This is a genomic window from Methylocystis sp. JAN1, from assembly GCF_052186135.1.
Lineage (GTDB): Bacteria > Pseudomonadota > Alphaproteobacteria > Rhizobiales > Beijerinckiaceae > Methylocystis.
The window spans coordinates 193,888-205,504 of record NZ_CP181499.1 but is presented as its reverse complement, the minus strand read 5'-3'; the positions used below and the strand labels follow the sequence as shown (position 1 = coordinate 205,504).

The window sequence follows — 11,617 nt, the reverse complement described above, 5'->3', positions numbered from 1 at the left end:
ATGAACGCTCCCGCGACGCCGCCCTCTCCCTATTCCGCCTCAACCAGCAATTCTCGGGTCGAGACGCACACGCTGTCGGTTCTCGTCGACAATGAGCCGGGCGTGCTCGCGCGGGTCGTCGGGCTCTTTTCGGGGCGCGGCTACAACATCGAGAGCCTCACCGTCGCCGAGGTCGCCCATGCCGAGCACCGCTCGCGCATCACCATCGTCACGTCGGGCGCGCCGGAGACGATCGAGCAGATCCATCACCAGCTCGAACGCATCGTGCCAGTGCGGCAGGTGACGGACCTTACGCTCACGAGACGCTCGCTCGAACGCGAACTCGCCATGGTCAAGGTGCGCGGCCGCGGCGACAACCGCAACGACGCGCTGCAGCTTGCGGAGGCTTTCCGCGCCCGTATCGTCGACGCCACGACCGAGAGCTTCATCTTCGAACTCACGGGCAAGCCGGACAAGATCGACGAATTCGTCGACCTGATGCGTCCCATCGGGCTCATCGAAGTCTCGCGCACCGGCGTCGCAGCCATTTCGCGCGGCCCCGATCCGATCTAAGCGCCATCTAAACGGGCGATTTTGTTGCGCAAGGGACACAGGCGACGGCAAAAGGCGGCCGCGCCTCAGCCGCGCGCGGCTTCGTGGCGTTGACGCTTCGTCAACCGTCGTCATTCTGGGCGAAGGATTCCGCCGCGGCGTCGATTTGGCCCGGCAAGGAGCGTCCCGGAATGTTGAAGAAGTTTCTTTTGTCCTGCGCCGCGCTGCCGGCGCTCGCGGCGCTTTCCGCCAAGGCCGCCGATCTCCCGACGCGCAAGGCGCCGCCGTCGCCGCCGCCCGCGCCCGTCTTCACCTGGACGGGCCTTCATATCGGCTACAATTCCGGCTATGGCGGCGCGGTCTACGAGGCCAATGTGGGCCTCGCCAATCCGCTCCTCGGCGGAACGGCCACGCGCACTTTCGATCAGGGAAGCGGCTGGTTCATCGGCGGCCAGGTCGGCTACGACCATCAATTCTCGAATGGCGTCGTGCTCGGCCTCGAGAGCGACATGCAGTGGAGCGACATCAGGTCCTCGCATCAGGCGACGACGACGGCTTCGGCGCCATTGCTCTTCACCTACGCCAATACGCAGCAGAGCCTCGAATGGTTCGGCACGACGCGCGGGCGCCTGGGTTTCGCCTTCGGCCGGCTGCTGCCTTATGTGACCGGCGGCGTCGCCTATGGCGAGGTTTCCGCGACCGGCCTGCAGGCGCTGGCGGCCGGCCTGACGTCATCCGGCACTGCGCGTTCGACCAATGTCGGCTGGGCCGCGGGCGCGGGCCTCGACATCTCGCTCTCCAGCCGGCTTTCCGCCCGAGCGGAATATCTCTATCTCCAGCTTCCCGGCGTCTCGGCCCCGGCGGTCGGCCTGACGCCCCCGCCGCTGCCGGCGCTGGTCGGCTCGTTCTCCACGGGCGTCATGCAGGCGCATCTCGTTCGCGGCGGCCTGAATTACCACTTCGGCGGCGTCGGCGATCTCATGCCGGAAGGCGGGTTCCTGGCCATGTTCTTCGAGAAGCCTTCGCTCGACTGGACCGGCTTCTATGTCGGCGTGAACGGCGGCTATGGCGGCGGGACCGTCGGCGGCGTCACGGCCTTCGCCCAGCCCGGCCTCGCCTTCTCGACCTATGTCTCGAACCGCGCCGGCGGCGCGGTCGCGGGCGGTCAGGCGGGCTACAATTACCAGCTCGCCAACCAGATCGTGCTGGGTATAGAGACCGACGCGCAGTGGAGCGGCGTGACGGCGTGGCATCAGGCGACGACCATTGGCGGCCCCGGCGGCTTCGTCTTTACGGACACGCCGAACGCCATGACCTGGTTCGGGACGACGCGCGCCCGCATCGGCTATGCGCATGGCTTGTCGCTGCTCTATGCGACCGGCGGCGTCGCCTATGGCGAGATCACGACGAACGGCGCGCAATTCGCCGGCGCGCTCTTCTCCGGCTCCGGCGCGCGGACGCAGGTCGGCTGGACGGCCGGAGGCGGCTCGGAATATGCGCTGAATCCCAATCTCTCGCTGAAGGCCGAGTATCTTTATGTGGACCTTAGCGGGATCGACGGCCCGGCCGTCGGCCTGGGGCTGCCGCCCTTCGCCGGCGCTTTCTCGACGGGGCGCTTCGCCACGAACGTCACCCGCGTCGGGCTGAACTGGCGCTTTGGGGGCGCGGCCATGGCCCCCGTGGCCGCGAAATACTGACGCGCCCCCCGTAGCGAATCGGAAGCGGACGACCGCCGTTACGTGACGGCCTTTGACCTTGGCGGCGGCGCCGCGTAAAAGGGCGCGCGAAATTCATGACGTCAGGCCGGCGGTCCCGTCATCCGCCAAAACACCAGACAATCAAGGAACGACAGGAATGCGCGTTTACTACGATCGGGACGCCGACATCAATTTGATCAAGGGCAAGAAGGTCGCCATCATCGGCTATGGCAGCCAGGGCTTCGCGCATGCCCTGAATCTCAAGGAGTCGGGCGTTCCGGAAGTCGCGGTCGGCCTGCGCGCCGGCTCGGCCTCCGCCGCCAAGGCCGAGGGCGCGGGCCTCAGGGTGATGACGGTTCCGGAGGCCGCCAGATGGGCTGACGTCGTCATGATGCTGACGCCCGACGAGCTGCAGGGCGAGATCTACGCCAATGAGCTCGCGCCGAATCTCAAGCAGGGCGCGGCCCTCCTCTTCGCGCACGGCCTCAACATTCACTTCAACCTCATCGAGCCGCGCAAGGATCTCGACGTGATGATGGTCGCGCCCAAGGGTCCCGGCCACACGGTGCGCGGCGAATATCTCAAGGGCGGCGGCGTGCCCAGCCTCGTCGCGGTCCATCAGGACGCCTCGGGCAACGCCAAGGACATCGCGCTCTCCTACGCCTCGGCGATCGGCGGCGGCAAGGCGGGCATCATCGAGACGACCTTTCGCGAGGAATGCGAGACCGACCTCTTCGGCGAGCAGGTCGTGCTTTGCGGCGGCCTCGTCGAGCTGATCCGCAACGGCTTCGAGACGCTGGTCGAGGCGGGCTACGCGCCCGAGATGGCCTATTTCGAATGCCTGCACGAGGTGAAGCTCATCGTCGACCTCATCTATGAGGGCGGCATCGCCAACATGAATTATTCGGTTTCCAACACGGCCGAGTATGGCGAATATGTCACGGGGCCGCGGATCATCACCCCGGCCGCCAAGGCCGAGATGAAGCGCGTTCTGGAAGACATTCAATCGGGCAAGTTCACTCGCGACTGGATGCTGGAGAACAAGGTCAACCAGACCTCGTTCAAGGCGACGCGCGCGCGCAACGCCGCCCATCCGATCGAGGAAGTCGGCGCGCGGCTGCGCGCCATGATGCCCTGGATCGGCAAGAACAAGCTCGTCGACAAGGAGCGCAACTAAGCGGGAAATAAAGAGCAGGCGCGCGGTGGGGTTCGCGCGCCGGCCCGGGGCGTATGGAGGGGCAGGGCATGTACGGTGGGGGCAACCGCACAGTTCGATTGACCGCCGCGGACAAGCGCCGCCTCATCGCCGAAATGCTCGAATGCCGGATGCGCCGGCGATACGACCGCTTCCAGACCTATGTCGACCCGCTCGTCGTCGTCTATTGCAACGCCTGGCGAGAGGGCATAATCGGACCCGAGGTCTGGGCCGGCGCGCCTGCGGTGCGGGACCTCTTCCGCCGCACGGACGAAAACTATTTCCCCCTCGACCATGAGATTCTCGACATCGTCGTGGATGACGACCGCGCCGCCGTGCGTTGGCGGGGCTATTGGCGCCGGCACGCGACGAGCAAGGTCTATCCCATCGACGCCGCGCACTTCCTGCGATGGGACAATGGCCTCGTCGTAGAGATGCATGAATTTTTCGACGCCCAGTGCAAGGCGCCCTCGCCCTATGCCGCGCTCCCCGGTCTCGAGCGCCTCCTCGCGCCATCGGCGCCGGAGCTGACCCGGGCCGAAATGGAGCGGCGCGTGCGCCGCCTCGTCGGCGAGGAGAGCGCGCCGGAACCCGAGCTTCTGCGCCAATGGTGCTCGCCAAACATCGTCTGCGAATTCGTGGGCGACCGCGCCCGGCTGCCCTATGCCGGCCGGCATGTCGGCGTCGAGGCGATGCTCGGCATCGTCCGCGCCGTCAATGTCGATTTCGAGCAGTGCAATTTCGCCGTCTCCGAAATGATGATCGAGGACGCGCGGGTCTGCGGTCGCCGCCGCGTCCATTGGCGTCACCGCGGCACGGGCCGCGCCGGCATCTCTGAACTCGCGGATTTCGTCCGATTCGAGAACGGCCTGGTCGTCGAGCTGATCGAATTTCGCGACACGGTGTCGCTCGCGCTTATGGGAGACTGAGCGCGTTTGCTTGGGAAATTCTTTTAAAATCATAGCCTTTCTGGTGTCGTCGCGTTCAACGGGCCGCCATCCTCCTCAATAAGCCGGTCGACAAGCCGCGCGCCGAGCGGGCATAATCGCCTGAAACGATCCGGGGGAGTCTCCGCGCCGGCCAGGGCTTGCGGGCGTCCGGGGAATTTGCGGCGGGGCGACAAGATATGCACGGCATGGGCGGGGGGCCAGGGCAGGCCGCCGGGAACGAAACGCGTCGACGCGTGCACGAATTGATCAGGGTCCGGATGTCGGGGGACACTACCGCGACGCTCAGGTTCTTCATGGACGACGTCGAGCTGAGCTATAATGGCAGGGTCGGCATGTTTCAGGCCGGCCAATGGCGCGGCAGCCAAGCCTTGCGCGAACATCTGCGCCGCACGGACATTGAATATGAGCCGCTCGACGCCGAGGTGAGCGACGTCGTCGTCGAGGGAGACCGTACGGCTGTGCGCTGGACCAGCCATTGGCGCCGCCGCGCGACCGGCGAGGTCTATTGCATGGACATGGCCCATTTTCTCCGCTGGCGGAACGAGCGCGTCGCGGAGATGCATGAATTTCTCGATCATCATGCGCCATGGCGCAGCGCGGACGAGACGGGGAAGAGCTTCGAGGAAATGCTGAACCCGCCTCATCCCGGCCTCAGCCGGGATGAGATGGCGCGGCGCATGATGGCGCTCGGCAATTTTTCGCATCGGGGACCGGACATCGAGCTGTTTCGCAGCTATTACGCGCCGGACGTGGTCTGCGAATTCGTCGGCGACCCCCGGACGATCGCCTATGCGGGCCGCCACCGGGGAATCGAGGCGCTGCTGAGCGTCGTCCGCTCCGTCGCGGTCGATTTCGAGCAGGTCGGCTGCGCGACGCCGGAAATGGTGATCGACGGCGGATCGGTAGCCACGCGCCGCACCGTGGAATGGCGCCATCGCGGCACGGGCCGGCGCGGCATTGTCGAACTCGCGGATTTCGTGCGCTTCGAGGATGGGCGCATCGTCGAGCTCGTCGAGTTTCGCGACAGCGTCGCGCTCCTGCAGATGCAGGATTGACGCCGCGACGTGACCCCAAGCCTGTCCTACCATCTTCTCGACGTCTTCACCGACCGGCGTTTCGCCGGCAATCCGCTCGCGGTCGTCGAGGACGCGGACGCGCTGACCGGCGCGCAGATGCAGGCAATCGCGCGCGAATTCAATTTGAGCGAAACGGTCTTCCTGCTGGAGCCGCGCGACCCCGTTCACAGCGCGCGCATCCGCATCTTCACGCCCGCCGCCGAGCTGCCCTTCGCCGGCCATCCCAGCATCGGCGCGGCCGCGCATCTTGCGGAGACGCGGGTCGGGGATCTCCTGTCGCGCCATGGCGTCGCCGTCGCGCTGGAATGCGAGCTCGGCCTCCTGCGCTGCGAGGCGCTGCGTGGACGCAGCGGCGTTGCGTATGCCGAGCTTGCGCTGCCGGCCGCGCCCGCGACGCTCGCGGGCGCGCCGGGGCGGGCTGCGCTCGCCGAGGCCCTGTCGCTCGCGCCCGGCGACATCGGCTTCGACGCTCATGCGCCGACAATTCGCGCCGCCGGCCCGGCTTTCGTCTACGCCCCGGTCGCGTCGCGCGAGGCCCTCGACCGCGCGCGGCGGGCGCCGCAATTTTCGGACGCGATCGGGAGCGCCGCCGGCGTCTTTCTTTACACGCGCGAGACGGTCGACCCTTTGAGCGCCGTCAACGCCCGGATGTTCGCCAATGGCCTCGGCGTGGACGAGGACCCCGCGACCGGGTCCGCGGCGGCGGCCTTCGCGGCCGTGGCGCTGGAATTCGAGCGCCCCGAGGACGGCGAGCATGAATTGTTCATCGAACAGGGCTACGCGATGGGCCGCCCGTCGCGCATCACCCTGCGGATGACGGTCGAGCGCGGGACGCTGTCGCGCGTCGCGATCGGCGGCCAGGTCGTGCGCGTCGGGGAGGGAAGGCTGCGTCCGTGAGCAAGGAGCCAAGCATTGTCGAGGTCGATCGACTCGACTGCCGCCTCGTGACGCATCGCTGGGCTTTCGCGGAAGCCGAGACGGCGGCGATCGACCGGCATTGGGCCGAACGGGTCGAGCGAAACCCCGCGCTTTACGACGGACCGGTGCTGCTCGCCTGCCGCGCCGGGATCGGCATGGAGGGGGGCGCGCGCGTGCTGAAGCTCGACGCTTTCGAGACCCGTTTCTCCCGTTTCCTGGGATGGCGCGATTTCGGCTGGCCGGACAGGAGCGTCTTCAACTGCTTCGCCATGCCGGCGGTCCGCTCCAGCGACGGCGCCTATCTTGTCGGCGAGATGGGTCCCGGCCATTCGGCCGCCGGCCAGCGCTATTTTCCCGCCGGCACGCCGGATCCCAATGACGTGATCGCGGGCGGCGTCGTCGATCTTCCGGGGAGCCTCGCGCGCGAACTTCGCGAGGAGGCGGGCCTGCCGGCGGCGGAGGGCGTCGCGGCGCAAGGCTGGACCGTGATCTTCGACCGCCAGCGCGTCGCCTGCATCAAGCGCATCGACTGGCCGCAGCCGGCGGCGGACCTGCGCCAGCGCGTGCTCGGCTTTCTGGGACGGGAGGCCGCGCCCGAGCTTTCCGACGTGCATATGCTTGCTCCCGGCCTCCATGACGACCCGCGCCTGCCGGCCTTCATGGCGGCCTTTCTCGCCCGCGCCGCCGGGAGGGGCTGAATTCGGGACGACCTCGGTATAGATTGCCGCCCATGACTCGAACGCAAACCCTTGGCGCGACGCCGGCGCCCGCGCCCGGCGGCGGAGATGAACGCATTGCCGCGATCCGGGACGGATTGCGCGGGCGGGCGCTCGTCTTCGTCGGGATGATGGGTTCGGGAAAAAGCGCCATCGGCCAGCGCCTCGCCGCGCGCATCGGCCTGCCCTTCGTCGACGCCGACGCGGCGATCGTCGAGGCCGCGGCCGGCATGACGATCCCCGAGATCTTCGCCAAATATGGAGAGCGCTATTTCCGCGACGGCGAGCGCCGCGTGATCATGCGGCTCCTCAATAGCGGACAGATCGTGCTCGCGACGGGCGGCGGCGCCTTCATGGACCAGCGCACCCGCGAGCGGATCGGCGAGCGCGCCGTCTCCATCTGGCTTGACGCCGATCTCAAGACGCTGATGAAGCGCGTGCGCCGCAAGAGCGACCGGCCGCTGCTGCATACCGAAAACCCCGAGGAAACGCTGCGCCAGCTTCTGGAGAAACGCCGCCCGCTCTACGAGCTCGCGGATATCCGGGTCGAATCGCGCGACGAGCCGCAGGACGTGATGGTGGAAGAGACGCTCAATGCGCTCGCGGCCGCGCTGCCGCGCGTCGACGCCACGCGCCGCGCGGCGCAGAAGAAGGATTTCACCAAGGCCATGACTCATTTGCATCTGGAGCGCGCGCAGACCGATCAGGGCGCGACGCATCGCGAGACCGTGCATGTCGCGCTTGGCGGACGCTCCTATGACATTCTCATCGGCTCCCGACTCCTCGACGAGGCGGGCGAGCATATCCGGCGCGTGGCCCCCGGCGCCGCCTGCGCCGTCGTCACGGACGAGAATGTCGCGCGGCTGCATTTGCCGACGCTGGAGGAGAGCCTCAACAAAGCCGGCGTTCGTCATACGACAATCGTGGTGAAGCCCGGCGAACAGTCCAAGTCGCTCGCCACTTTCGGCCGCGTCTGCGACGATGTGCTGGCGGCCAAGATCGAGCGGCGCGACCTCGTCGTCGCCTTTGGCGGCGGCGTGGTGGGCGATCTCGCCGGCTATGTGGCGGCGAGCGTTCGCCGCGGCTCGCGCTTCGTGCAGATTCCGACGACGCTGCTCTCTCAGGTCGACTCCTCCGTCGGCGGCAAGACGGGCGTCAATTCGCCTTACGGCAAGAATCTCATCGGCGCGTTTCATCAACCTTCTCTGGTGCTCGCCGACGTCGACGTGCTGCGCACGCTGCCATTGCGCGAATACCGCGCGGGCTACGCCGAGGTCGTGAAATACGGCCTCATCGGCGACAAGCGCTTCTTCGAATGGCTGGAGGCCGACGCCGAGGCCGTGTTCCACAGCCGGGCCGAGCAGATTTGCGCGGTGGCGGTGAGCTGCGAGACCAAGGCGACGATCGTCGCGCGCGACGAAACGGAGCAGGGCGACCGCGCGCTCCTGAATCTCGGCCACACATTCGGGCACGCCTTCGAGTCGCTCACCCATTACGACAGCGAGCGCCTTGTTCATGGCGAGGGCGTCGCCATCGGCATGGCCTGCGCCGCGCGATTCTCCGCGCGTCTCGGCCTGTGCGCGAGGGAAGACGCCGATCGCGTCGCCCGGCATCTCTCCGGCGTCGGCCTGCCGACGGAAATCCGGCAGATCCCCGGCTGGGCCGGCGACGCGCGGGCGATTCTCGACGCCATGTATCAGGACAAGAAGGTCGAGGGCGGGGCGCTCACCTTCATCCTCATGCGCGGCATAGGCGAGGCTTTCATCGCAAAGTCGGTGGAGCCCACGGAAGTCCTGAGCTTCCTCAACGACGAACTGGCGCGAGCGTAACTCAACATGCACGGGCTCCCATCCGGCGGCGGGACGGGTTTCGACTGGACGGACGTCCTCGTCGTCATCGCCTGCGTCTTTCTCTCGGCCTTTTTCTCGGGCTCCGAGACGGCGCTGACCGCGGCGTCCCATGCGCGGATGCACACGCTTGAGAAGGAGGGCGACAAGCGTGCGGGCGCCGTCAACCGTCTGCTGCGCCAGCGCAACCGCATGATCGCCGCATTGCTGCTTGGCAGCACGCTGGTGAATATCGGCGGCTCCGCCTTCACGACCAGCGTCCTCACCGTCGTCGCCGGGGAAAATGGCGCGGTCTACGCCACGATCCTCATGACCGTGCTGCTGCTCGTCTTCGCGGAGGTGCTGCCCAAGACGCTCGCGATCAACCATCCCGACGCGATGTCGCTGCGCGTCGCGCGCTTCATCACGCCTTTCGTGTCGATCTTCGGCCCGGTGCTCGCCGCGGTCGAATGGATCGTGCGCTCCGTGCTGAAGCTCGCGGGCGTCGAACTCGGCCATGGGCGCACGATGATCTCGCCCTATGAGGAGCTCAAGGGCGCGGTCGACATTCTGCATGAAGAGGGCGAGGTCGAACGCTCGGCCCGCGACATGTTCGGCGGCGTGCTCGATCTGCAGGTCCTGCATGTCGCGGACGTGATGATCCACCGCACCAAGATGCGCACCATCGACGCCGATCTGCCGCCGGTGCAGATCGTGCGCGAGGTGCTGTCGTCGCCCTTCACCCGAATGCCGCTCTGGCGCGGACGCCCCGACAATTTCGTCGGCGTGCTGCATTCGAAGGATTTGCTGCGCGCGCTCGACGCCGCCGGCGGCGACGCTTCCAAGATCGACATAGACGACGTGATGTACGCGCCCTGGTTCGTGCCGGAGGCGACGACGCTGGAGGATCAGCTCGAGGCCTTCCTCAAGCGCAAGACGCATTTCGCTCTGGTCGTCGACGAATATGGCGAGGTGATGGGCCTCGTCACGCTCGAGGACATTCTGGAGGAGATCGTCGGCGACATTCGCGACGAGCACGACCTCGCCGTGCAGGGCGTGCGGCCGCAGCCGGACGGCTCGGTTCTGGTCGACGGCGCCGTGCCGGTGCGCGACCTCAACCGCGTCATGGCCTGGAGCCTGCCGGACGAGGAGGCGACGACGATCGCGGGCCTGGTCATCCACGAGGCGGGCGCGATTCCGGAGGCGGGCCAAGTCTTCACCTATCACGGATTCCGCTTCGAGGTGATGCGCAAGATCAGGAACCGCGTCACCGCGCTGAAGGTCACGCCGCAGGAGGCTGTGGAGGATTAAATCTCGGCCGTGATCACGGCGTGGACGCCTTCGGGCTCGAAGGCGATGTCGATGTCGCCGCAGAATTGCCGGGTGAGGACTGTCTTCATCAGATACTGGCCGACGCCGGCGCGCTGAGGCGAGGCGACCGGCGGTCCGCCCTGCTCGCGCCAGTCGATCTGTAGCTTGCGGCCCTCGCTGTCGGCGACGCGCCAGTTCACGAAAACTTTGCCGTCCTCCGTCGACAGGGCGCCGTGTTGCTCGGCGTTGGAGAGGAGCTCATGCAACGCCATGCCGAGCGCCAGCGCGACCTCGGAGCGAAGCTCGATCTCGTCGCCCGCCGTTTCGATGCGATCGCGCCGCGCCGCCGTGTCGCAGGCGAGCGCGGCCGTGACCAACTCCTTCATCGGCGTCTGCGCCCACGATTTCTTGACGAGCAGCGTCGAGATGCGGCTCAGGCACTGGATGCGGTCGGAAAAGCTGTTTCGGAAACAGGAGAAGTCCGTCGCCGTTCGCGCGGTAATGTTTGCGATCCCCTGGATCATCGCCAGCGAATTGTTCACGCGGTGATGCAGTTCGAGATTCATCAGGCGCCGGTGTTCTTCGGCGCTCTTGATCTCGTCTATGTCGGTTATCGCGACAATCGCGGCGATGATCGCGCCATGCTCGTTGCGGATCGGCGCCCCCGTGATGCTGATCCAGCCCCAGCTCCCGTCGCCGCGCTGCAGGCGGCATTCGAGCACGGGCTTCTCCTCGCCGGCGAGCGCGCGGGTGAGCGGATATTCCTCCTTCTGCACCGGCTCGCCATTTTCATGGACCGCGACCCAATGGGTGTAGCTCTCCACCCCCTCGGAATAGATGACGGGGCCGCGGCGGATCGCCTCCAGCGCGGAATTTCCTTCGAGAATCCGGCCGCTCGGCGCCTCCGCCAGCAGCACGCCGACGGGCAGGGCGTCGATGATGGCGCGCAACTGATTGTTGACGCTGTTGGAGACGCCGCCCGAGCCGCGGATCAGCTCGGCGTTGAGGCGCGTGAGCAAGGCGCGCTTGCGCCGCAGCCTCTGTTCGAACTCCTCGAGCGTGCGCGCGATGTCGTCGACGTCCGCGACGCCCGTGACGCTCCATTGCGACAGTTCGCCCGCCTTCAGCCGATGCGCCATCTCGGCCAGGCCATGCGTCGCCTTCGCGGCTTTGCGCCGGTCGGCGTTCGCCTTCCAGAGGGCGACAGAGGCGCCCCCGAGCGCGAGCGCGAGCGCTGCCGCCACGGCGCTCCACAGATCCGCGGAGGGATACGCGAAAGCCGCGGGAGCCGCCGCAAGCGCGCCGCCCGCTTTCGCCACGGCCGCAAGCGCAGGACCGATGATCCGCCAGAGTGCTTGTTCGCCCGCCAATTTTTCTCCGCACGCCAAGGGCCGACG

Annotated in this window: 10 protein-coding genes; 9 read left to right on the top strand and 1 reads right to left on the bottom strand. The window is 67.2% G+C overall.

The genetic code is table 11. The annotated features are described in order from the left end of the window. The 9 genes from ilvN (at nt 1) to ACNHKD_RS00915 (ending at nt 10,220) form a co-directional block, all read left to right on the top strand. Complete coding sequence (ilvN, locus tag ACNHKD_RS00955) at nt 1-552, top strand: acetolactate synthase small subunit (RefSeq protein ID WP_442755264.1); 552 nt, start codon at nt 1-3, stop codon at nt 550-552. Between the two features lie 170 nt (nt 553-722). After that, nucleotides 723-2,228 (top strand): outer membrane protein, encoded by a 1,506-nt coding sequence (locus ACNHKD_RS00950; RefSeq protein ID WP_442755263.1) that lies wholly within the window; start codon nt 723-725, stop codon nt 2,226-2,228. A gap of 157 nt (nt 2,229-2,385) precedes the next feature. After that, the gene (gene ilvC / locus ACNHKD_RS00945; RefSeq protein WP_442755262.1) at nt 2,386-3,405 is read left to right on the top strand and encodes a ketol-acid reductoisomerase; all 1,020 of its coding nucleotides are present in this window, start codon (nt 2,386-2,388) and stop codon (nt 3,403-3,405) included. A gap of 68 nt (nt 3,406-3,473) precedes the next feature. Further along, a complete protein-coding gene (locus tag ACNHKD_RS00940; RefSeq protein ID WP_442755261.1) occupies nt 3,474-4,352 on the top strand; it encodes a nuclear transport factor 2 family protein in 879 nt (292 codons plus the stop codon). 278 nt (nt 4,353-4,630) lie between these two features. Next, complete coding sequence (locus tag ACNHKD_RS00935) at nt 4,631-5,428, top strand: nuclear transport factor 2 family protein (protein WP_442755260.1); 798 nt, start codon at nt 4,631-4,633, stop codon at nt 5,426-5,428. A 9-nt stretch (nt 5,429-5,437) separates the two neighbouring features. After that, entirely contained in the window at nt 5,438-6,346 is a 909-nt protein-coding gene (locus ACNHKD_RS00930) for a PhzF family phenazine biosynthesis protein (RefSeq protein WP_442755259.1), read from the top strand. Continuing rightward, nucleotides 6,343-7,065: an NUDIX hydrolase gene (locus ACNHKD_RS00925; protein WP_442755258.1), complete on the top strand. Its 723-nt coding sequence runs from the start codon at nt 6,343-6,345 to the stop codon at nt 7,063-7,065. The genes ACNHKD_RS00930 and ACNHKD_RS00925 overlap by 4 nt, the downstream gene beginning before the upstream one ends. A 32-nt stretch (nt 7,066-7,097) precedes the next feature. Further along, entirely contained in the window at nt 7,098-8,912 is a 1,815-nt protein-coding gene (aroB, locus tag ACNHKD_RS00920) for a 3-dehydroquinate synthase (protein WP_442755257.1), read from the top strand. A 6-nt stretch (nt 8,913-8,918) separates the two neighbouring features. Beyond that, nucleotides 8,919-10,220 (top strand): HlyC/CorC family transporter, encoded by a 1,302-nt coding sequence (locus ACNHKD_RS00915; protein WP_442755256.1) that lies wholly within the window; start codon nt 8,919-8,921, stop codon nt 10,218-10,220. Here ACNHKD_RS00915 and ACNHKD_RS00910 read toward each other — a convergent pair. Next, nucleotides 10,217-11,590, bottom strand: coding sequence for an HWE histidine kinase domain-containing protein (locus tag ACNHKD_RS00910; RefSeq protein WP_442755255.1), 1,374 nt, complete (start codon nt 11,588-11,590; stop codon nt 10,217-10,219). The two genes, ACNHKD_RS00915 and ACNHKD_RS00910, sit on opposite strands and share 4 nt — an antisense overlap. Between the last annotated feature and the right edge of the window lie 27 nt (nt 11,591-11,617).